Below are 21542 nucleotides of genomic sequence, written 5' to 3' on the forward strand. Positions count from 1 at the left end.
GGTGCGGAACCCACGGTGGGTTCCGCATTTGACCTAAGCGGGCGCCTCCACAGGCAGCTTGGGACTGCGCTCGGGAGGAAGATTGTCGTACAGGTCGGCGCGCAGATCGGACTTCAGCTTCGCGCAGCCCGGATCGTTCCACAGATTGCGCCATTGCATCGGATCCTCGCGCAGATTGTAAAGCTCGCCCTCGCTGCCGTCGTAGCGGATATCGGCAATCGGACCGCGCGGCGCCAGCAACGGCGGAATGTTGGCCAGGTCGAATCCATAGTCGCGAGTCGATTTCTCGTAAACGGTGAGCGTGTAACCGTCGCGATAGATGCTGCGCAGATGCATCCCGATCGCGGCGAACTGGCTGTCCCATTCGGTGATGACGCGCTGGCGGCCCGAGCCCGGCGCGATGGGGAGCGGCTTGCCCTGCATCCAGTCGGGAACCGGGACGCCGGCGATTTGGCAGAACGTCGGCGCGAGATCGAGCTGCCCGACCGGCTCCGCGATTTCGCTGTGCGTAATTTTGGCTGACGGCGCGGGACGCCAGATCATCGGCAGCCGCATCAGCGCGTCAACGTGATACGGGCCCTTGTAGAGCAAGCCGAAGTCGCCTTGCAGCTCGCCGTGGTCTGTCGTGAAGAATACGTCGGTGCGCGCCTCCCATCCCCGCTCGGCGATTCGGGCGAGCACGCGGCCGCAAGCCTGGTCGATCAATTCGTTTTCGACGTGGATCATCGCGTTGACTTCGCGCAGCTGATCCTCGGTGAGCTGGCACGGGACGAAGTTGGCCGGGCCGCCCTCGAAGTTGCCGAAACGGCCCTGGTACCAGTCGAGCCAATGGCGCGGCTTGCCGGCCAGTATTTTTTCAATTTTCTCGCGCGAGCCCGGATAGCCGGCGGGCAGATCGAGATCGCGCCAATTGATTCGCCGCGCCTCGTCCTGCGGCGGATCCCATGGATGATGGGGATCGGGGAAACTCATCCACACGAACCAGTTGTCGCCGGGATCGAGCGAATCGAGGTATGCGATCGTCCGCGCCGCCACCCAGTCGGTGTGGTAATGCTCGCGCGGAATCGGATTGTACTTCACTTCGGGCGCTCCGGTGTCGCCGCCGGGCATCGCGGTGAGAATCGGCGCGAAGCCGCCCATTTCGTCGGGATGGTTTTTCTGCAGCCACAGCGAATAATGCCATCCGCCGATCGGCGAATGCATCGCCAGTTCCATCCGATCGAAGCCGCGATACGGGCCGGTCGAATTCTCGCGCGCCATCCGGTTCTCGAACCATCGCCCCTGCAAATCGAAAGCGGGCTCGAAATGCGCCTTGCCCAGCAGCGCGGTGCGGTAACCGGCCTGCTCGTGAAGATAGGCCGCGACGCTCGGCGAATCGGGCGGAAGCGCAACCCCGTTGGCGACGACGCCGTGGGTGCGCACGTACTGGCCGGTAATCATGGTCGAGCGGGCCGGCATGCAGACGACATTCTGATTGTGCGCGCGCCGATAGTTGATCCCGTCATTGGCGAGCCGGTCGGCGACCGGGGTCTTCGCGATCGTGCCGCCGTTGCATCCCAGCGCGTCGTAGCGCTGCTGATCGGTGGTGATGAAGAGGATATTGCGTCCCATTGGATTCGACTCCCGTTTGGAAATTTTACTTTTTCACTTATCCCGCTTTCAGCAGTGCGCGGAAAAGGGGGCCGTTTCCAGAAGCTCGAGCAGGTTCAGCGTGATGCGCAGGGTGAGGCCCCAGATTACCTGGCCGCGGTAGAGAATCGCCGGAAATTTCGAGGAACGACCGGCCGGCCCGTCGCTCTTCCATTCATACTCGCCGCGAAACTTCGGATCGCGCAGCGCGGTAAGAGGCACGTCGAAGATTTCGGCGACCTCGGAGATTTGAGGCCTGAGCGGCGCGTCGGACGGAATCACGCCGACGAATGGCGCGACGACGATTCCGCTGGTCGTCGTTTGCATGGTGGGAAAAGCGCCGACCACCTCTACGGTCGAAGGATGGATGCCGACTTCTTCGTGCGCCTCGCGCAAAGCGGCGTCGAGCAGGGTCGCATCCACGGGATCGACGCGTCCGCCCGGAAACGCAACCTGGCCGCGATGGCTGGCGACATGGTCAGAGCGGCGGATATAAATGACGTGAAGGCCGCCGGCGCGCTCGAACAGCGGCATCAGCACCGCGGCGGCGTTGGACTTGTTCGCCAGCGCCGCGCGCGGGACGGGAGTGACGGTGGAGAGCTTGCGTCGGATGGTCTCGACGTGGCGGGCGAATGCAGTGGCGTCGCTCATCACTACAGATAATCGCGCGCAGCGCGCATCTTGCAAGCGCGCGGCCGGTTTTCAATGCTGCCCGTGCCTGGGCTAACCTCAAGTCCGGCGGATGCACGCGAGCGACTTCAGAACATGCGATATTTGATTGGCAGATACCACGAGATCGCGCTCAAAGGGCGCAATCAGTGGCGATTCGTGGACCAGGTCAAGCAGAATCTGCGCGATATATTCGGCGACTACCGGCTGGGCAATATCCGCAGCGTCGGGCCGCGCCTGATGGTGCAAATCCCCGAGGAGCTTAGCGACGAAACCGCCGCCGAGCGCGCGGCGTTGATTTTCGGGCTGCAGAACTTCTCGCTCAGCCATGCGACCGCTCGCGACATCGAATCGATCGCGCGCGAAGCGATCAAGCTCGCGACGGGAAGCAGTGCAAGGACATTTGCGGTGCGGACCAAGCGCGAGGACAAGCGGTTCGCGATGAATTCGGTGGAAATAGATCGCGCGGTTGGCGGTGAAGTGCAGGAGGCGCTCGGCTTCGAAGTGGATCTGCGCGCTCCCGAGCTCACGATATCGATCGAGATAATGAACGACGCGGCGTACGTGTCGGCGGGCAAGATGCCGGGTGCGGGCGGACTTCCGGTAGGCGTGACGGGGCGTGGATTGGCGCTGCTGTCGGGCGGGATCGATTCGCCGGTCGCGGCGCATCGAATGATGCGGCGCGGGCTTAGGCTGGACTTCGTACATTTTCATGCGTATCCGATCGTTTCGGCGGCGAGCCGGGAGAAGGCGGCGGAGCTTGCGGCTCATCTGACGCGCTGGCAGGCGCGATCGACGCTGATGCTGGCGCCGTTTGGAAACTTGCAGCGCGAGATCGTGGCGAACACTCTGCGTCCGCTGCGCGTGGTGCTGTACCGGCGCTTCATGCTGCGAATCGCCAGCGCGCTTGCGGAGCGTTCAGGCGCGACGGTGCTGGTAACGGGCGAGAGCCTGGGGCAGGTCGCCTCGCAGACGCTGGAAAACATGGCGGTGATCGAGAAGGCGGCGGCGTTTCCGGTCATGCGGCCGCTGGTCGGGATGGACAAAAACGAGATTATCGATCAGGCGCGCCGGCTGCGCACGTTCGAGACATCGATATTGCCCGATCAGGACTGCTGCACGCTGTTTGTGCCGGCGCATCCCGAGACGCGGGCGCGAATCGAGGAAGTCGAGGCGGCGGAATCGTGCTTCGATATCCCGCGGATGATTGACGATGTGGTCCGCGCCACCGAAGTCGAGCGTTTTTGGTTTCCGCCGCGGGCGACGCAAGCGGCTACGGCCAGAGCGCCAGAAACGCAGTATTGATCGCCAGCGTGATCAGCGTGATTGGCACGCCCACGCGCAAGTAATCGACAAAGGTCACGTCAATCCTCCTCAACCGCGCCTGCTCGACCACGATCAGATTGGCGATCGATCCAACCAGGGTAAGATTTCCCGCGTAGGTGCTCGCGCTCGCGATCAACAGCGCAAGCGTGCGTCCGCCGCCAAGCATCGGATAGAGCGGACGGAACAGCAGCACGGCGGGCACGTTGCTGACCAGGTTGGAAAGGATCGCGACGACGACTGTCAGAGTGACGGGATGGGTCAACCGCTGAACGCCGACCAGGCTCAACACTTCGGTTTGGAAGCCGGTGGTTTCGAAACCGGCCACCACGATGAAGAGTCCGGTGAACATCGCGAGCATCGTCCAATCGATCAACCGATACACGCGATGCGGCTTGATTCGCCGGGTGAACAGCAGGATCACGCCGGCGCTCATCGCGACCAGGTGGGTCGGATAGCCGGCGACGAACATCGCCAACGCACCGAGCGCGACGATCGACGATTTGATCATCAACGGGCGGTTGACGCGAAGCGTGCGTGGAGCGGGGGCATCACTGGGCCGCCGCGGCGCTCCGATCGATTTTCGGTAAACCGCGGCGATCACCAGGAAATCGATCACGAGGCCGATGATGGCGGCCGGCGCCAGGTGAAATGCGAAGCTGGAGTAGCCGAGATGCGCGAAGCCTGCGACGATCATGTTCTGCGGGTTGCCGGTGATCGTCGCGGCGCTGCCGATGTTGCTGGCGGTCGCGAGTCCCAGCAAAAGCGGGATGGGATCGAGGTCCGCAATTTCGGCGGCGTCGATTATCAGAGGGGTGAGCGCCAGGCAGACAACGTCATTAATGAAAAACGCGGCGAGCAAGCCCGCCGCGGCGACGGTCATCGCAAGCATCCCGAAGCCAGAGCGCGCCCTGCTCAGCAGCCCGCGCGCGAAGAACGCAAAGGCGCCCGAGAGGCGCAAGTTCGCCACTACGATCATCATCCCGAGCAGCAGGGCAATCGTGTGGAAGTCGATGGCGCGCTCGGCCGCGGCTCCGCTGAGAGCGCCGGACACGACCATCGCGACCGCGCCCGCCAACGCGGCGCCGGTGCGATCGATGCGCAGCCACGGAATTTCGCCGAGCGCGATCACTGCGTAGGTCAGGGCGAAAATGGCGAGGGCCGGGGTGTGGCTGGGGAGCATCGTGGTTCAGGAATGATGGTTGGCGCAAGAGCGGCAATCAAGCGGCGAGGGTGTTGGAAGCATCGGGATCAGAGGCATAGTCCGGGAGAATCGATATGGAAATTCCACTCAAGGCCGCGGAACTCGATCACGTTTTTCGTTTTTAGTTGTTCTACGATGCCGCGATCACAATCGCGCCGAGGGCAACGTCGTTGAACTCGAGCAGCAGCCAGCCGCGCCGTGAATGGCGGACCCGCGGCCGTTCGCATAGCGCGCCTTCTTTCTGATAAGCAAGACTGTTGCCCCCCGAGACGGCGGTCAGGGGTGGAAACTGCCGTTGAGCCGAGCTTGTTTTTGGTGGGAGCGACATTAGAATCAAACCGTTTGCGGCTCGCATGAAGAGGAATTTCGACGATGACAATGAGCAGAATTCAGGCCAAGGGTGCGATGCTTGCGGCCGGCGTGGTTTGTGCGTTGCTGGTAGCGGGATGCCAGGGCCATACGCCCCAGCGCGCGGCGGAAGCCTATCTGAGCAACCTGAAATTTTACAATTACCCGACCTGCTACCAGGCGCTGTCGCATCAGGACCAGGTCGATCGCACCATGGATCAGTTCCTCGGCGAAATCCCGATGGCCCCCGACGTGAGCAAGGACTGGTTCAAGGGCGTGCTGCGCACCTATGACTACAAGGTTGGCGAGGCGAAGACCGACGGCGACAAGGCGATAGTCACGGTCAGCGTGACGCAGCCCGATCTCGCGCTCTGGGAGCGGACGGTCGATGCTTCACTTAGCGGAGATCAGACCCCCGACTCGACCGCGCAAAAGAACCTGGCCGAAAACACGTATCCCAAGGTCACCTACGACGACGATATGGTGATGGTGAATCAGGGCGGCGAATGGCGGCTGTTCGTCGATTTCCCGTTCAAGGAAAACATCATCAAGGAACACAAGGACGCCGTCGATCTCTACCACAAGCACGACTACGACAAGGCGGCGGCCGCCTATCAGAAAATCCTCGACGAACTGGACAAAGAGCAGGCGACCGGCAACGCGGGCCTAAAGTTCCAGTACGGGCGCGAGTTGGCGGATATACAAAACGCGCAGAAGCAGCTCCCCGAGGCGCAGGCGTACATCCCGAAAATCGTGTTGAGCGATGTGGATATGAAGATGGCGGCATCGCGAGTGCCGGGAATTTTCGGCAAGATGACGAACAGCGGCGACAAGGCTATCGACGAGGTTCAGTTCACGGTCACGTATTCCGAGGGCAAAGGGAAAACCAAAAAGGAAGTCTTCAGCGAGGTTCACACCCCGATTGCGACGCCGCTCGAGTTCACCAATTTCGGGCGGCCGGTGCTGCCGTTCGTGCCGGGCGAGACGCGCAACTTCGGTTTTCGCCTGAGCGCCCCGACCGACATCCAGCAAAAGGCGACGCCCGACCTGACGGTCACGTCGATCGTGTTCACGCAATCGGGCGCTCCGCTGCCCAAGCCCGCGGCGCCATCGCCGTCGCCAGGAGCATCGCCCGCGGCGGCTGCTTCAGCAGCTTCCGCGCCCGCCGCGGCGCCATCGCCGGCGAAGAACTGACGCGGCCTGCCGCGGCGGCGCCGAGCTGCGCATCTCCACCGGGTTATCCGGTGCGAGGCGCGGTTCGGCTATTATGGAGACGGAACGCGGCATGAAGCGGCGACGGATTCGCTTGGCAGGCGCGCACGACCGCATTGACAGTCAAACTCACAATTGCGATTCCCACACATAATCGCGCGGCGCTGGTGCGCGAGACGTTGGCGAGTATCGCGTCGCTCGCGATACCGGCGGGCGTCGAGGCCGACTGCCTCGTCATCGACAATGGATCGACCGACGACACCGCAGCGGTAATCGATGACTGCGCGCGTGGCGCGGCGCTTGCGATGCGGCGCGTGTTCGAATCGCGTCTGGGTTCGAGCTTTGCGCGAAATCGTGCGGTGGACGAAACCGCGTCGGACTTCATCTTCTTCATAGACGACGACGCGCTGGCCGAGCGCGATTGGGCCGCCGAACTGCTCGATGACATGCGGCAGCGCGACCTGGACGCCGCGTGCGGTATGGTCATCCCGCAATGGTCGTCGCCACCGCCCAAGTGGCTGGGGCCGAGCCTGTGGGTCAAACTCGCAGTTCACGACCGGCGCACGATCGAGTCGGCGCCAACGTCATCTGCCGAGCGCTTGGATAATTATTTCAGCGCCAATGTCGGGTTCAAGCGCTCTGCGTTCGCGCGTTTCGGGAAATTTCGCGAGGACCTCGGCGTGGTCGGCGGCAATCCCATCTCAGGCGAGGACACCGAACTGTTCGCGCGGATATTGGCGCGCGGCGGCGCCATGGGTTTTGCACCGCGCGCAATCGTGCATCATCTGATCCCTCCCGAGCGGATGACGCGCGCGTATCTGCGGCGCAAGAGCTTCGCCTTCGGCATGGGCACCGCATTTGCGGGACTGCAAAACCACAATCGCCTCGACAAGCTCGTCCGCAACGGCGTGCGAATGGCAGCCGCCGCGATGCGCGGCGATCCGGAGCGGGCGATTTATCACGAACTCGAATGCGCCAACTTTTTCGGCTATTGGCGCGGCCGCCTGATCGCAAGATAGCGCCGCATCGCCTCGATCACTTCACGTAACTCAGCATACCGCGCTTCAAAATTGCCGCGAGATAAGGAATCAACTCCAGGCTCGCGACGTCGGCCGGCGTGACCCATCGATGCTCGACGTGTTCGTCGGGGCGCAGCTGCACTTTCTGAAAAACTGCCAGCCGACACGAGTAGAGCGCCTGCAGATAGGGCTCTGAAACCATGCTGTGCAAGCCGAGCAGGCGGTCGATCGCGACATCAATCCCGGTTTCCTCCTTGACCTCGCGCAACAGGCAATCCTCGAAACTCTCGCCGAGCGCAAGATGGCCGCCGGGAAGGTCCCAGCTTCCGGGGCGATACGGCATCACCGGCGCGCGCTTGAGCACGAGCATTCGCCCGCGACTGGCGATAACGCCATGGATGCCCACATAGAATTGCTGCTCCGCCATCGTGCTCAAGCTAGCGGGCCGCTCGCCGATGCGCCACTTCCGGGTTTAGCGACGGCCCCAGGCGCCGCCGCCGGGCGTCTCGATTCGAATGCGCTCGCCGGCTTTGAGGTCGATATTCGTTTTGCCGGGTAACCTGGTTCGTCGCGTGCCGCGCACCAGAATGTTTATCCCCGTCGCGCCCGGTGATCCGCCGGCGAGTCCGTATGGCGCGATTGTCCGCCGTTCGGTGAGCAAGCTGACGTTCGAATCGACCAGGCACTCGAGTTCACGAATCAGTCCATCGCCGCCGCGCGCGCGGCCACGGCCGCCAGAGCCGCGCCGGATTCGATACTCGGTGATCCGCATCGGGTAGTAGGCCTCGAGCGCCTCGATCGGCGTGTTGAGCGTGTTGGTCATGTGGGTGTGGATGCCGGAGGCGCCGGGCCGGCCGCTTGCGGCGCCCGCGCCACCGGCGATCGTTTCGTAGTAAGAAAAATGGCGGTCGCGAAATCGGTCGAAGCCGCCGACCGTGAGATTCGACATCGAGCCCGAACTCGCCGCCGGGATACGACTGGGCGCCGCCTTGGCGAGCGCGCGAAACAAAACGTCGACAATTCGCTGCGAGGTCTCGACGTTTCCGCCCGCGACCGCTGCTGGAGCCAACGCGTTGACGATCGAGCCCGGCGGCGCGACGAGGCTGATCGGGCGCATCAGGCCCTCGTTGGCGGGCACGGCCTGTGCCGCGAGGCATTTCATTACGTAGAAAGTCGCCGACAGGGTGATCGCGAAATTTGCGTTGACCGAACCGCGCACCTGCCGCGCGGAGCCGGTGAAATCGACGAGCGCCTTGCCGCCGCCTATTGTGATTGCGGCGCGAATTGGAATCGGACCCGTGCCGAATCCGTCGTCGTCGAGAAAATCCTCCGCCCGATAGGTTCCGGGCGCAAGCTCGGCAAGCGCCGCGGTCATCAGGCGCGCCGCGTAATCCTTGAGCCCGTCCATCGCAGCTTCGACCGTCTTGCGTCCCGAGGTTTTTACGATCGCGAGCAACCGCTCGGCGCCGACCGACAACGCGGCAATCTGCGCGCGCAGGTCGCCCTCGCGCTCCTCGCGGACTCTGGTGTTGGCAAGAAATAGCGTCATCACGTCGCGAGCGATCTCGCCGCCGCTGACAATTTTCACCGGCGGCAACCGGAACCCTTCCTGGTAAATCTCCGTCGCCAGCGCCATCGAGCCCGGCGCGATCCCGCCCATATCCGCGTGATGCGCCCGGTTGGCGACGTACGCGAACGGGCGGCGCTCGACCCCGATAAACACCGGTGCGACCAGGGTCAAGTCGGGCAGGTGCGTCCCGCCGGCGAAGGGATCGTTCAGCGCGGCGACGTCGCCCCGCTGGAGCTCGAGATTCTCAATTGCCGCGCGCACCGAGAGCGGCGTCGATCCGAGATGCACCGGAATATGCGCGGCCTGTGCGACCAGCTCGCCGCGCGCGTCGAAAATCGCGCACGAAAAATCGTGCCGCTCCTTGATGTTGGGCGAGAACGCCGTCTGCCCAAGCACAACGCCCATCTCGTCGGCAATCGCCGCAAGCCGACTGTTCATCACGGCCAGCTGGATCGAATCGAGCTTCATCGCGCCGCCTCCAGCTGGAGATTGCCGAAGTCATCCACGCGCAAAGTGAATTCCGGCGCGACGTACGCGGTGGAACTCAGCTCGACGACGACGATCGGCCCGCGCACGCGCGCGCCTGCGCCAAATGAGGCTCGCTCGTAGATCGGCACCGTACGTTCGCGCCCGCCAACCAGCACTCGTCCGCTTGAAACCGGCGTTGGCTTCCCGGCCTGGCGCGCGATTCGCCTGGGCCTGGCGAGCGAATCCCCCGCGACTGCGCGGATTCGGATATTCACCACTTCGACGGCGGCGCTGGCGGCGCAATGTCCGAAAGTTCTGCGGTGCGTCGAGTGAAAGTCGGCGACGAATCGGGGCGTGAGTGCGATTTCGAGCTCGTACGACTGCCCCCGATAGCGCATGTCGGCCCACAGTTCGTGACGAATCGCGGCCGCTCCTTCAGCCCCGAGCTCGGCGTGTGCGCGGCGGACCAGCGCCGAGGCGCGCGCGACCAGGCCTCGATAGTTCGGATTTGTCTCGCGCACCGTGAGCGAATACTCGCGGCCCAAAGGAGCGCTCGACGCGCCCCACGCGCACAGCAGGCCGGGATTTCGCGGCATCACGATTCGCCCGATACCCAAATCGAGCGCCAGTTCGCACGCGTGCATCGGGCCGGCGCCGCCGAACGCCAGCAACGCGAAGTCGCGCGGATCGTAGCCGCGCTCGACCGTGATCACGCGAATCGCACGCTCCATGTTCGCATTGACGACGCGAATAATCCCGCGCGCCGCTGCAATCGGATTCGTTTTCATTGCTCGCGCGAGCCGCGACAACGCGCGCTCGGCGCGCTCCGGATAGAGCTTCATTTGGCCGCCCAGGAAATTTTCTGCGACCAGCCTGCCCGCCACCAGGTCGGCGTCGGTAACGGTGCACGATTCGCCGCGTCCATAGCACGCGGGCCCGGGATCGGCGCCCGCGCTATCCGGCCCGACTTGGAGCGAACCGCCTGCGTCAATCCGCGCGATCGATCCGCCGCCTGCGCCGACGGTGTGAATGTCGATCACGGGCGTGCGCACCGCGTATCCGTCGGGATGACTCAGTGTGCGGATTCGCGCGCGGCGATCGAACAGCGATACATCCGTCGAGGTCCCACCCATGTCGAACGTGATGAAACGATCGGTGCCGAATGCGCGCGCCAGGCTTGCCGCTCCAATCACGCCCGCCGCGGGACCGGAGAGAATCGTTCGCACCGGCTCTGCCCGCGCCAGCTCCGGGCCGATCGCGCTGCCGTTGGATTGCATGACTCGCAGCCGCGTCCCTTGGAGCCGGGTCTCCAGGTTTTTCAGATGCGATGACATCCGCGGCGCGACGTACGCATTCACGACCGCCGTCGAGAAGCGCTCATATTCGCGATACTCGGCGAGAATCCGATGCGAGACCGTAAGCGGCCGTCCCAGAGGCGCCAGCGCTCGCGCGATCGATTCCTCGCCTTTCGGATTGGCGTACGAGTGAAGCAGGCAGATGGCGAATGCGTCGGCGAGGCTCCGTGCCGCGAGGCGCCGAATTCGCGCGAGTTCCATCCGGCTCAACGATTTGATGATGATCCCGTCGAACAGCGTGCGCTCGGCTACGCCGAAGCGCATCGCGCGGCCGACCAGCGGCTCGGGTCGCGAAGGCGCCAGCGCGTACAGGTCGTCGCGGTTCTGCCGGCCGATCTCGATAAGGTCTTCAAAACCCGCGTTGGTAAACAGCGCGACGCGCGCGCCCTTCTTCTCGAGCAGCGCATTGGTCGCGACGGTGGAGCTGTAGGTGACGGACTCCGGCGCCGTGTCGATCCCCGCGAGCATCTCGCACAGGCCGCGGATGACAGCGTCGGCAGGGTCCGCCGGCGTCGAGAGCACTTTGTGCACGCGGATTTCACCGCCGGCGATCGCGACCAGATCGGTGAACGTGCCGCCGGTATCTATCCCGACCACGATTGGGCCGGCGCGCAATGGCCGGGGGCTTCGCCGTTTCACGGCGCTCTCAGCAGTATTTTGAAATTGAGCGGATTGCTTGCGGCTTCGAAGCCTGCCAGGCCGTCATCGAGCCTGAAGGCGCCATCGATCAGCGGGCGAGGATCGATTTTTCCGGCCGCGAGCGCGTCGAGCGCAGGCTGAAAGCGGCCGCATCGCGAACCGATTATGGTGATTTCATTCACCACGATTGGCGCCAGATTAATTTCAGCCGCCACGGCCGCGGTGCTCTTCAGGATGATCTTTCCGCGCGGCCGGACCAGTTCAACCGCGCGCCCAAAACCGGATCCACTTCCACTGCAATCGATCACAACGTCGAATTTGTCCCGCACAGAAGATTCCTCGGCCGTATCGAGTCCGAGACCGGCCAGCCGCGCGAGTTTCTCCCGATGATGGCCCGTGACCTTTGGCTGGTACTTCTCGCCCTTGAGCGCCAACGCGACAATCGCCCCGAGCCTGCCGTCGCCTATCACCGCGATCGTCTGATTGCGCGCCAGATGAACCTGCTCGAAGATCTCATACGCCGCCGCGACCGGTTCCACGAACACCGCGACGTCGTCAGGCATCGAATCGGGAATCGGGATCAGGTTGGCGTCGGGAAGACGAAGGAATTCTGCAAAGGCGCCGTCGCGCCCGAGGATTCCCAGCACTGTGCGACTCGGACAATGGCGCGCGAGACCGCTAGCGCACGTCGCGCATCGCCCGCATCCCGCGTTGATCTCGCCAACGACGCGTCGTCCGGCGAGCGCGGCGTTCTTCGATTCGATTACGCGGCCGGCGAATTCATGACCCGGCACACCGCGATATTGCATGTAGCCGCGGGCGATCTCCAGGTCGGTTCCGCAGATGCCGGCGACTGCGACGCGGACGATACTCTCGCCCGGCACAGCGACGGGATCGGGATAGTCGCCGCGAAATTCCAGATTGCGATCGAATACCAGCGCGCGCATATGGTTCGACCGATTTTAGTGAAACCCGCCGTGGGTTTCAGCAGGGGTATCCCCTGCACCCAGTATTAAAACAAGGATGCGGGACTTCGTCCCTGTTAGAAGGGGGTGAGAGAAGAGATGCGGCTGCTCTTTGTGTCATCCCGAGCGGAGTCTGCGGAGCCGAGGGACCCCGGATCTGCTGCACGGGGAAAGAGCCGGGGAACATATAGGCCTGATCAGGATGCGACAATCGATCGGGATGACGCAAAGGAAAGAGTCGCTAAGAAAAATCAGTCGGCGGATTTGGCTGACACTGATTTTTCGGAGGAGGATTTCGAGCGCGAGGGCGTCTTCGATTCCGATGACGCCGATTTGGATTCCGAGGCCGGCTTCGACTCGCCAGCCGCTTTCGCCGCCGAATCGCTCGATGACGCCGTGCTACCGTTGGTCGCGGGCGTAGCCGGCAACGCCGTTGAATCCGCGTCCGTGCTGCTCGGGGTGCTCTTCTTGGCGTAGTCCGTCGCGTACCATCCGCTGCCCTTCAGGATGAACGAGCCGCGCGACATCTGCCGCTCCACCTTGCTGTTGCAGGTGGGACATTTCTTGAGCGCGGATTCCTTAATGCCCTGCATCGCCTCGAACACGCCGCATTTGTTGCACTTGTATTCGTAAATTGGCATCACAAAACCGGGACTGCTAATGGAAAACTCTCACCTTCCACCCCTTTAAGTAACCACGAAAAACAGCGCAGTCAACCGAAACGCAGATTTTTCGCCTTCGATTCGCCTCGTTTGCGTTGGCGGACGCTACTTTGGTTTGCCAATCTGCCGCAGCCGCGAGGCCGCCTTGGCCGCGTCATGCGTCACGATTCGGATCGTCTTGCGACGCGAGGTTGCCCCGCGAACGATCATCAGCGCCGAGCGTGGCACGCGCAGCTCGCCTGCCAGATACTCGATCAGTTCGTCGTTCGCTTTGCCTTTCTGCGGCCCTGAATGGACGCCGACGACCAGGCGTTCTCCACTCGTGCCGATGACGCCTCGGCGCGAGGCGCCCGGCCGAGCCGTGACTTCGATTGTTACCTCGCCGTTGGCCACTCGCATCCAGGGCGTGTCTGGCGCCGGCGGATTGCCGCCCGGAATCACGCGTAGACGGGAATCAGCGCATGCACCACGCTTGGAATGACAACGCGCTGGATGAGCTGGATGACCACAATCACGATCAGCGGTGAAAAATCGATTCCGCCGAACACTACCGGGATATGTTCGCGGAACCATTCGAAGACCGGCTCCGTGATCGAATAGATGAAGCGGACGATCGGATTGTACGGATTCGGCTCGATCCACGTCATCAACGCGGAAATGATCACGACATACAAATAGAGCGTCAGCAAACTGTCGAGGGTCTGCGCGACGAAGATGATCAGGTTGGTCCAGGCGTACACGCGATAGCGCTCCCGCTAGTTGATTCCGCGGCCAAGTTCGCGCGAGCGATCGCTGGCGGCGTGCAATGCGGCGGCCACGATATCAGAAAAACCATGCTCGGCGAACCGGCGCAGCGCGGCCTCGGTGGTGCCGCCCGGCGAAGCGACCGCCGCAATCAAATCGCCGACCTCGCGCTTGGACTCGCGCATCAGCTGTTCGGCGCCACGAATCGTCTTCAGCGCCATCCGTAAAGCCAGTTCGCGCGGGATTCCCTCGCTCACCGCCGCATCCGCCATCGCCTTGGCGAACAGGTAAACGTAAGCGGGGCCACTGCCCGAGAGCGCCGTGACCACGTCCAGGAGCTTTTCGTCCTTGAGCGCGACGGCGTCTCCTACCGCCCTGAAAATGCGCAGCGCGAACGCCTCATCTCCCGCCGACGCTCCACGCCCACGCACCATCGCCGCCATCCCGTGGCCCACCATCGCGGGCGCGTTCGGCATCACCCGGATCACTCGCGCGCGCCTGCCCAGCCCGCGCGTCAGCCGCGCGATCGTCACGCCGGCGGCAATCGAAATGAACAGCTTGCCCCTGCCGGCCGCTTTTCCGCTCGCTTTCGCCAGCTCGGCCGCGATTTCCGCCATCACCGCGTCGATCGTTTGCGGCTTGACGGCGAGCACGACGGCGCCGGCCTCGCGCACGACCGCGGCATTGTCGTCGGTCGTCGCGAGCTTGAGCGCGCGGGCCAGTTTGCGCCGGCGCTCCGGCGCAACGTCGGACACAATAATTTCGGCCGGCTTGAAGACCTTGTGCGCGATAAGGCCGTGCGCGAGCGCCTCGGCCATGTTACCGCCGCCGATGAATCCGAGCTTTTTCATTCTTTCACGTTCTCACGTTTTCACGCCGTGCGTTCGCCGAAGACCGCGCGCCCGATCCGCACGATCGTCGCGCCTTCCTCGATGGCGATTTCGAAGTCGTCGGTCATGCCCATCGAGAGTTCGCTTAGCGCAAGCCCCGAATGCACTGCAAGGCGATCGCGCATCTCGCGCAGCCGCACGAAGTAGGGACGCGTCGTCTCGGCGCCGGCGCCGGGCGGCGGAATCGTCATCAGGCCGTCGATTTCGATCTTGCCGCGAACCGCGTCCAGGAGGGCTGCGACTCCGTCCGCAGCCGCTCCGGTCTTGCTCGCCTCGGCGCCGAGATTCACTTCGATGAGCGCGCGGACGCGCGGCGACGGTTGCGCCCGCCCCAGCGCCTCGGCCAGGCGGACCGAATCGACGCTGTGAATGAGCGCGAACGCGCCGGCAGCAGTCTTTGCCTTGTTGGTTTGCAGATGGCCGATCAGATGCCATCGAATTTCGGGCAAGTCCGCCAGCTCCGCGCGCTTCGCAATCGCCTCCTGGACGTAGTTCTCGCCGAAATCGCGCGCGCCTGCCTGCGATGCGGCGCGAATCGCCTCGCTTGGCTGCGTCTTGCTCGCGAGCACGAGCCGAATCGAGGCGGGATTGCGGCCGGCGCGGCGGGCGGCCGCGGCGATCCGCGCTCGCACGATCTCCAGCCGCCGTTCAATTTCATTGCCAATCGACATTTCCCGCGACCTCGGCTAAGCGGGCTTCACGCCCCATCGCGCCAGCGCCGCGACGACCGGCTCTGTCGGCAGGCCCATCACGTTGTCGCGCGATCCTTCGACGCGGGAAATAAATCCACCGCCAACGCCCTGAATTCCGTACGCCCCGGCCTTGTCGAATGGTTCCTCGGTGGCAATGTAATCGTCGATTTCGGCCTCGGACAGTTTGCGAAAAGTGACCTGGCTCTCGACCGGCGAACTCTCCAGGACGCTTCCGCCGCGCGCCAATGCAAACGCAGTCACGACCGTGTGAGTGCGCCCGGAGAGCATCTCGAGCATCCGGCGCGCGTCCTCAGGATGGGCGGGCTTTTCCAGAATTTGAGTCTCGCACATCACGATGGTGTCGGCGCCGATCACAATCGCTTCCGCGAACCGCGATGAAACCGCGCCGGCCTTTTCCCGCGCCATCCTGAGTGCGTAGTCGCGCGCCGGCTCGCCCGTAAGGCGCCGCTCCGGCACCAGGCTTTCGATAACTTCGAACGAAATTCCCGCCGCCCCCAATAATTGACGGCGCCGCGGCGACGCCGAGGCAAGAATCACTTTGCTTGAATCGCCCATTTTTTCAGTTGCCTGACGCTTTTTCGGTTGCCTGACGTTTTTTCAGTTGCCTGACGGCGCTCCCATGTCGCGCCGGGGAACCGTCTTGGCGGGTGATGCCCAATTGAAGACGCTTCCAGCATGCGCTAACCAAGATCAGATGATAGCGAAATGGTGGCGCGATGGCGCGCTGGTGATTCTATCCGCGATGCTGCTCGCCGGATGCGCGTCGGCGCCCGCCCGTGCCGATTCAGCAGCCGCGTCCTCGCAAGCCGCGCCACCGGCCGGTCCCATCGCCGCGCCCATCGAGCCGCCGTCCGACGCACAGGCGGCGTTCCTCGACGGTTATCGCGCGTATCAGAGCCACGACAATGCGCGCGCGATCGATCGTCTCAAATTTGCAGCCGACAATTTTCCCGCACTCGGTGACTATGCGCTCTTCTACCTTGCGCTCGCTCAGCGCGACCAGGGCGATCTGAACGCCTCGGCAGACACGCTCGATCGGCTCGTCAGGTCGTATCCGGGTAGCGTGATGATCGACCGCGGCGAGATTATCCGGGCCGACAATCTGCTGAAGCTCGGCCGCAACGCCGAGGCCGCTGCCGTCGCGTCGCGGCTGATTGCGCGGACGCCCGAAGCGTCTATCGAGCAGCGCGCGCGCATCGCACAAGCGCGCGCGCTCATCGCGCTCGGGAATCCAAAGTCAGCCTATGCGGACGCGATGGAACTGCGAGACAAGTATCCGCGCTCCGACTCGGACGGCGAAGCGCGCATGATTGCCCATTCGCTCCTCGCGTCGAACCCCGAGCTCGCCGACACGGCTTCACTCGCTTATCATCGCGACGAATCCGAATTGCTGCTCCGCGAGGGCGATTTGTCCGCGGCCCAGGCGCAGGCAAGCGCGGGGCTTGCGATGGCGCCGGAGCAATCGGTTCGCGCGCAACTGCTGTGGGTGACCGCGCGAGCGCTGAAAGCGGAACCCGGCCGCGCCCGGCGCGCGATCCTCGAGTATCTGGCAATCGCGCCCCGCGGACCCGACGCGCCGGCTGCGCTTGAAGCGCTGGCGCTAATTTACTGGCACGACGATCAAGACGAGCTGGCACGTGCGACGCTGAACAGACTCGTCGCGAATTTCCCGGCCAGCGCGCGCGCCCCCGGTGCGATGCTCCGGGTCGGCAGAATTTTCGAAGAACAGCACCGGCTTGATTCCGCCCGTGCGCAATATCGACGCCTGGCTGCGCGCTATCCCCGCAGCGACTCCGCCGAGGACGCGCGGTTTCGCATACCCTGGACGTTGTATCTGGCGCGCAATTACCGCAGCGCCGCGGCTGGATTCAAGCTTGCCGGCGCTCGCGCGAAAGATGCAACCAATCTCGACATGTGCGAGTACTGGCGTGCGCGTGCGCTGGAAAATGCGGGCGATTCCACCGACGCTCGCGCGATTTTCGCAAAACTCGCCGATAGCACCGACACCAACTACTATCCCGAACTCGCCAGCCGGCGCGTCGCGGCAGCCAGACCGGATCTTCCGGCCGCGTCGGCGCCGAACCCACAATACGGCGCGGCGCCTGCCGTCACCGGTGTCGCCGAGTTTCACCTGGCGCGGCTTCGAACGCTGCGCGCGATGGGACTCAAGGAACTTGAGCCCGCCGAGTTGAAGGCGCTCGAGGCACATGCCGGAGGCACCGTCGAGATGCGGCGTTTCGTGCTGGCCGGACTGGCGAGCGCCGATGCGTGGTATGACGCGATCGTGGCTGCGACGCACATGGAAAAAAATGGGCAGATTAGCCATGCCGTCGCCGAGCGGGTTCGCTATCCGCGCGCGTACTGGAATCTCTTTGAGTCCGCGTCCACCCGGCTCGCGCTTGACCCTTACCTGGTGCTCGCGTTGGCGCGCCAGGAGAGTTTGTTTAACCCCAACGCCACGTCGAGTTCGAACGCGCGCGGCCTGATGCAGTTGATTCCGTCGACGGCGAAGAAGATGGCGTCCGAGCATGGCATGGATAGCGAGGCGATCCGTCTCTACGATCCCTCGGTTAACGTCGAGCTGGGGACGGCCTATTTGAAAAACCTGCTGGAGATGTTCGGCGGCAACGCGTTTCGAGCCGTCGCGGCGTACAACGCGGGCGAGCACGCGGTTTCGAAGTGGCTGGCCGATTCTTCCGGCTCCGATGACGAGTGGGTCGAGAATATCGAGTACAAGGAGACGCGCGAGTACGTAAAGAAGGTGATTGGAGGTCGGCGCGAGTATCTGCTGCTGTATCAGCGCAGCCCCTAGCGGCCCCGCTTGACAGTTCGCTCGGCATCTCCACACACTCCGGTTGGGAAGCTCGAGGAATTTTGTTGGCATCGCGCAAATTCAAGGCGGTCTTTTTCGATCTCGACGGCACCCTGGTCGATATCCATGGCCCGTTGTATATCGCCGCGAAAAACGCACTCGACGAACTCGGCCACGAGCCGCCGCTCACCCATGAGCGCTTTCGCGAGGCGCTTTCCAGCGATGACGTATGGCTCGGAGTGCCGGAGCATCTCAGGCCTGAGTACGTGAAGCTCGCGTACGCGTACTTCCTGGCTGAAGTCGACAAGACCGAGCGCCTCGAGGTGCTGCCGCACGTGCAGGATACGCTGGCCGAACTCAAACGGCGCGGCTATGCGACCGGGGTGATCACCAGCCGCCCGGGTGATTCGCGCCGCCTGGTCGAGAAGCTCGCGATGGTCGGGCTCGCCTCGTACCTGGACCAGGTCGTCACGCAGACCACGAGCACACTGCGAGCGCTGGACAAGACCGAGAGCCTCAAGCAGACCGCGCTCAAGGCGGCGATACTTCCCCGCGCCTGCATGTACGTCGGCGATGAGCCGCGCGACATCATGGCCGCGCTCGGCGCGGGCTACGGCGCGTCGGTCGCGGTCGCCACCGGCTCGGCGTCGTTCAAATACCTGCAGACCCATCCGTATTTCAAACCCGACTACGTGATTCGCTCGATGGCGGAGTTGATCGGCCTCCTCGACAATCTGAAAGCGGAAATGGCCGAGTAGCGATGGCGCGTTTCGAGCCCTTCCGCGAGCCGCCGCGCGCGCTCGAAGGCCTCAAGGTGGTCGAGCTGCCGTGCCTCGACACGATGCCTTTTCTGGCCGCATCGATGGCCGCGAAGTCGTTCGCGGATTTCGGCGCCGAGGTGGTCAAGGTCGAGCCGCCGCGAACGGGATCGAAGGAACGCGCGCTGGGACCGTTTCGCGACGAGCTGCCCGACCCCGAAACCGGCGGGCTGCATCTCTACCTCAACACCAACAAGCTCGGCGTGACGATCGACCTGGAAAACCGGCGCGGGCGCGATCTTGCGCTCGATTTACTCGCGCCGGCGGACATCGTTTTCAGTCCGAATCGTCCGGAACTGAACGAGAAGCTCGGGATTGACTGGCGCACGCTCACGGCCCGATTTCCGAAGCTGATCGTCGTGTCGATAACTTTTTTTGGCGCCGAGTCGCCCTACCGGAATCTGCGCGGCGGCGACCTGGTCGCCACGCACATGAGCGGCGTCGGCTACGAGACCCCGTGGCATCAGGTAACCGATCCATCGAATCAACCGCCGCTGAAGCTCGGCGGCAGGCAGTCTGACTATTTGACTGGCTATACAGCGGCGGCCGCCGCGATGTGCGCACTATACAGCCGAAAGACTAATGGCGCGGGGCAGCATGTCGACGTCGGCCAGTGGCTTTCGATGGTCAGCATGATTCGTCCCAATATCGGGTTTTACTCTCATGAGACGCCCGATTCGCCGTCGTTCCAGCGGCTCTCGACCCGCAGCAAAAGGGCCGCGCAGTGGGTTTATCCGTGCAAGGATGGATGGGTGAGCTTCAGCGCCGGCACCGATCGCTTCTGGCGCGGCGCGAAAAAGGCGATGGGCAATCCCGAGTGGATGGATAGCGAGCTGTTCGACACCGTGCTGGGCCGCGCCGCGCATATCGACGCGATCGAAGCCGGTGTAATCGATTGGCTATCTACCCAGACTCGCGCCGGGGCGTTCGAAAGGGCGCAGGCGGAACACGTGCCGTGCTTCCCGGTGCATTCCCCGGCCGAAGTCGCGGGCAACGAGCAATACAAGGCGCGGAAATTTTTCATCGATCTCGAGCATTCCGCCGCCCGCGAAGTACGGATGCCGGGTGCGCCGTGCAAGTTCACGCGCACGCCGTGGCGAATCGTGCGCGGAGCGCCGCGGCTGGGCGAGCACAATCAAAAGATTCTTGGCCAGAGAATCGGGCGGTCGGATGCGGAGCTCGCGGGACTCGCCGCGGCGGGGATCATCTGATGGGAACCCGGCCGCTGGAAGGAATCCGGATCGCGGATTTCGGGTGGATCTACTCAGTTCCGCACGCGACCGCATGGCTGGGCGCGCTGGGCGCCGACGTAATCAGGATCGAGACGTCGGGCGCGCCGGACCTGGTGCGATTTCTGACCGGCACCGACGGATCTATTGGCGCCAACCGCAGCGGAATTTTTCACGCGATTAATTCCTCGCGCCGCAGCATCGCGCTGAATCTTGCGATGCCCGAGGCGCAGAAAATCGCGGCCAAGATTATCCGGCAGAGCGATTTCGTCACCGAAAATTTCACCGTCGGCAACATGGCGAAATACAATCTCGCCTACGACGATCTGGTTAAAATCAAACCCGACATAATCATGCTGAGCGGGACTCCGCTCGGCCAGGACGGTCCGCTCGCCGGTAGTGTCGGCTTTGGGCCGACGGCGCAGGCCTTCGCCGGGCTGTGCCATATCACGGGCTATCCCGATTCGTTCCCGTGCGGGATCGGAGGAACCTGGCCGGACTTCGCGGTGGGCACCGCCATGGTGTTCTTCCTGCTCGCGGCGCTGCACTATCGCGATCGGACCGGCCAGGGGCAGTACCTCGACCTGTCGATGGCCGAGATGGTTACGACCATGATGCCCGAAGCGATGATGGATTTTCTGATGAACGGGCGCGACGAGGCCGCGATTGGGAATCGCGACGAATCGATGGCGCCGCATGGCGTGTTCCCGGCGGCAGGCGACGACCAATGGATCGCGATTGCGATCGCCGCCGACGACGAGTTCGCCAAGCTGTGCGAGGCGCTCGGAGCGCCTTCGATGGCGTCCGATCCGAAGTTCACGCGACTGTTCGGCCGCCTCGCGAACGTCGAGGAGCTCGAGCGCGAAATCGCGGCGCGCACGCGCGTCCATCCGCGCGATGAACTGGTCGCGAAACTTCGCGCGCGCGGTCTCGCCGCGGGACCGGTCTATAGCACTCCCGAATTGATGAAGGACCCGGTCTTCGCCCGCTCGAGCATGCTCGTGAAGTTGAAGCATTCCGAAGTCGGCGAGCGCGTCGTTCCGGGACTGCCGGTGGATTTCGGCGCGATCGATCTCGAATATCGCGGCGCGCCGATGATCGGCGAGCATACCGATGAAGTCCTGACCGAGCTGCTCGGGTACAGCGCCGCGGAAATCGCGCGGCTCAAGGATGCGAAGGTGCTGATCTAGCAGGAGCAGGGGCCGTTGCTGCGCTTCAAATTGGAGTACGGCGGCTACATGGCGCAGCCGCGGTAGCCGCGAATCGCATTGCA

At 63.7% G+C, this 21542-nt stretch carries 20 protein-coding genes; 7 read left to right on the forward strand and 13 right to left on the reverse strand.

What is annotated here, in order from left to right; genetic code table 11:
- Positions 1–33 precede the first annotated feature (33 nt).
- Complete coding sequence (locus tag VIO10_RS03335) at positions 34–1611, reverse strand: sulfatase family protein (protein WP_331959308.1); 1578 nt, start codon at positions 1609–1611, stop codon at positions 34–36.
- Positions 1612–1659: 48 nt separating this feature from the next.
- Entirely contained in the window at positions 1660–2280 is a 621-nt protein-coding gene (locus VIO10_RS03340) for a CoA pyrophosphatase (RefSeq protein ID WP_331959311.1), read from the reverse strand.
- A 114-nt stretch (positions 2281–2394) separates the two neighbouring features.
- On the opposite strand from VIO10_RS03340, the gene thiI reads away from it, so the two are divergent.
- Positions 2395–3603, forward strand: a complete 1209-nt coding sequence (thiI, locus tag VIO10_RS03345) for a tRNA uracil 4-sulfurtransferase ThiI (protein WP_331959314.1) — start codon at positions 2395–2397, stop codon at positions 3601–3603.
- Here thiI and VIO10_RS03350 read toward each other — a convergent pair.
- Positions 3572–4804: an SLC13 family permease gene (locus tag VIO10_RS03350; protein ID WP_331959317.1), complete on the reverse strand. Its 1233-nt coding sequence runs from the start codon at positions 4802–4804 to the stop codon at positions 3572–3574. The genes thiI and VIO10_RS03350 overlap by 32 nt on opposite strands.
- 393 nt (positions 4805–5197) lie before the next feature.
- Between VIO10_RS03350 and VIO10_RS03355 the strand changes: the two genes are divergently transcribed.
- Both VIO10_RS03355 and VIO10_RS03360 read left to right on the forward strand, forming a co-directional pair.
- Positions 5198–6367 (forward strand): hypothetical protein, encoded by a 1170-nt coding sequence (locus tag VIO10_RS03355; protein ID WP_331959320.1) that lies wholly within the window; start codon positions 5198–5200, stop codon positions 6365–6367.
- A 134-nt stretch (positions 6368–6501) separates the two neighbouring features.
- Entirely contained in the window at positions 6502–7404 is a 903-nt protein-coding gene (locus tag VIO10_RS03360) for a glycosyltransferase family 2 protein (RefSeq protein WP_331959323.1), read from the forward strand.
- A 16-nt stretch (positions 7405–7420) separates the two neighbouring features.
- Here VIO10_RS03360 and VIO10_RS03365 read toward each other — a convergent pair whose 3' ends face one another.
- The 10 genes from VIO10_RS03365 to VIO10_RS03410 form a co-directional block, all read right to left on the reverse strand.
- Positions 7421–7831: an NUDIX hydrolase gene (locus VIO10_RS03365; RefSeq protein WP_331959326.1), complete on the reverse strand. Its 411-nt coding sequence runs from the start codon at positions 7829–7831 to the stop codon at positions 7421–7423.
- A 45-nt stretch (positions 7832–7876) separates the two neighbouring features.
- Positions 7877–9442, reverse strand: coding sequence for a hydantoinase B/oxoprolinase family protein (locus VIO10_RS03370; protein ID WP_331959329.1), 1566 nt, complete (start codon positions 9440–9442; stop codon positions 7877–7879).
- Positions 9439–11436: a hydantoinase/oxoprolinase family protein gene (locus VIO10_RS03375; protein ID WP_331959332.1), complete on the reverse strand. Its 1998-nt coding sequence runs from the start codon at positions 11434–11436 to the stop codon at positions 9439–9441. The genes VIO10_RS03370 and VIO10_RS03375 overlap by 4 nt, the downstream gene beginning before the upstream one ends.
- Entirely contained in the window at positions 11433–12383 is a 951-nt protein-coding gene (locus VIO10_RS03380) for an MDR/zinc-dependent alcohol dehydrogenase-like family protein (protein ID WP_331959335.1), read from the reverse strand. Before VIO10_RS03380 ends, VIO10_RS03375 begins: the two co-directional genes overlap by 4 nt.
- Positions 12384–12652: 269 nt before the next feature.
- Complete coding sequence (locus tag VIO10_RS03385; protein WP_331959338.1) at positions 12653–13042, reverse strand: zinc ribbon domain-containing protein; 390 nt, start codon at positions 13040–13042, stop codon at positions 12653–12655.
- A gap of 126 nt (positions 13043–13168) precedes the next feature.
- Entirely contained in the window at positions 13169–13456 is a 288-nt protein-coding gene (locus VIO10_RS03390) for a DUF167 domain-containing protein (protein ID WP_331959341.1), read from the reverse strand.
- Positions 13457–13500: 44 nt separating this feature from the next.
- Positions 13501–13803, reverse strand: a complete 303-nt coding sequence (locus tag VIO10_RS03395) for a YggT family protein (RefSeq protein ID WP_331959344.1) — start codon at positions 13801–13803, stop codon at positions 13501–13503.
- 15 nt (positions 13804–13818) lie between these two features.
- Entirely contained in the window at positions 13819–14658 is an 840-nt protein-coding gene (proC, locus tag VIO10_RS03400; RefSeq protein ID WP_331959347.1) for a pyrroline-5-carboxylate reductase, read from the reverse strand.
- 20 nt (positions 14659–14678) lie between these two features.
- Positions 14679–15368, reverse strand: a complete 690-nt coding sequence (locus VIO10_RS03405) for a YggS family pyridoxal phosphate-dependent enzyme (protein ID WP_331959350.1) — start codon at positions 15366–15368, stop codon at positions 14679–14681.
- Positions 15369–15383: 15 nt separating this feature from the next.
- Positions 15384–15965 (reverse strand): Maf family protein, encoded by a 582-nt coding sequence (locus VIO10_RS03410; RefSeq protein ID WP_331959353.1) that lies wholly within the window; start codon positions 15963–15965, stop codon positions 15384–15386.
- Between the two features lie 139 nt (positions 15966–16104).
- On the opposite strand from VIO10_RS03410, the gene VIO10_RS03415 reads away from it, so the two are divergent.
- From VIO10_RS03415 to VIO10_RS03430, 4 genes are all read left to right on the forward strand, one after another.
- The gene (locus VIO10_RS03415; RefSeq protein WP_331959356.1) at positions 16105–18222 is read left to right on the forward strand and encodes a transglycosylase SLT domain-containing protein; all 2118 of its coding nucleotides are present in this window, start codon (positions 16105–16107) and stop codon (positions 18220–18222) included.
- A gap of 65 nt (positions 18223–18287) precedes the next feature.
- Complete coding sequence (locus tag VIO10_RS03420) at positions 18288–18980, forward strand: HAD family hydrolase (RefSeq protein WP_331959359.1); 693 nt, start codon at positions 18288–18290, stop codon at positions 18978–18980.
- Between the two features lie 2 nt (positions 18981–18982).
- Positions 18983–20251 carry a CoA transferase gene (locus VIO10_RS03425; RefSeq protein WP_331959362.1) on the forward strand — a complete coding sequence of 423 codons (1269 nt, stop codon included), beginning with the start codon at positions 18983–18985 and terminating at the stop codon, positions 20249–20251.
- Positions 20251–21459 (forward strand): CoA transferase, encoded by a 1209-nt coding sequence (locus VIO10_RS03430; RefSeq protein WP_331959365.1) that lies wholly within the window; start codon positions 20251–20253, stop codon positions 21457–21459. Before VIO10_RS03425 ends, VIO10_RS03430 begins: the two co-directional genes overlap by 1 nt.
- The last annotated feature ends 83 nt before the right edge of the window (positions 21460–21542 follow it).

This window comes from Candidatus Binatus sp. (assembly GCF_036567905.1).
Lineage (GTDB): Bacteria > Desulfobacterota > Binatia > Binatales > Binataceae > Binatus.

Coding starts and splice junctions, on each gene's coding strand:
- VIO10_RS03335 (WP_331959308.1), bottom strand. CDS start 1,611: ATGGGACGCAATATCCTCTTCATCACCACCGATCAGCAGCGCTACGAC.
- VIO10_RS03340 (WP_331959311.1), bottom strand. CDS start 2,280: ATGAGCGACGCCACTGCATTCGCCCGCCACGTCGAGACCATCCGACGC.
- thiI (WP_331959314.1), top strand. CDS start 2,395: ATGCGATATTTGATTGGCAGATACCACGAGATCGCGCTCAAAGGGCGC.
- VIO10_RS03350 (WP_331959317.1), bottom strand. CDS start 4,804: ATGCTCCCCAGCCACACCCCGGCCCTCGCCATTTTCGCCCTGACCTAC.
- VIO10_RS03355 (WP_331959320.1), top strand. CDS start 5,198: ATGACAATGAGCAGAATTCAGGCCAAGGGTGCGATGCTTGCGGCCGGC.
- VIO10_RS03365 (WP_331959326.1), bottom strand. CDS start 7,831: ATGGCGGAGCAGCAATTCTATGTGGGCATCCATGGCGTTATCGCCAGT.
- VIO10_RS03370 (WP_331959329.1), bottom strand. CDS start 9,442: ATGAAGCTCGATTCGATCCAGCTGGCCGTGATGAACAGTCGGCTTGCG.
- VIO10_RS03380 (WP_331959335.1), bottom strand. CDS start 12,383: ATGCGCGCGCTGGTATTCGATCGCAATCTGGAATTTCGCGGCGACTAT.
- VIO10_RS03385 (WP_331959338.1), bottom strand. CDS start 13,042: ATGCCAATTTACGAATACAAGTGCAACAAATGCGGCGTGTTCGAGGCG.
- proC (WP_331959347.1), bottom strand. CDS start 14,658: ATGAAAAAGCTCGGATTCATCGGCGGCGGTAACATGGCCGAGGCGCTC.
- VIO10_RS03405 (WP_331959350.1), bottom strand. CDS start 15,368: ATGTCGATTGGCAATGAAATTGAACGGCGGCTGGAGATCGTGCGAGCG.
- VIO10_RS03410 (WP_331959353.1), bottom strand. CDS start 15,965: ATGGGCGATTCAAGCAAAGTGATTCTTGCCTCGGCGTCGCCGCGGCGC.
- VIO10_RS03415 (WP_331959356.1), top strand. CDS start 16,105: ATGATAGCGAAATGGTGGCGCGATGGCGCGCTGGTGATTCTATCCGCG.
- VIO10_RS03425 (WP_331959362.1), top strand. CDS start 18,983: ATGGCGCGTTTCGAGCCCTTCCGCGAGCCGCCGCGCGCGCTCGAAGGC.
- VIO10_RS03430 (WP_331959365.1), top strand. CDS start 20,251: ATGGGAACCCGGCCGCTGGAAGGAATCCGGATCGCGGATTTCGGGTGG.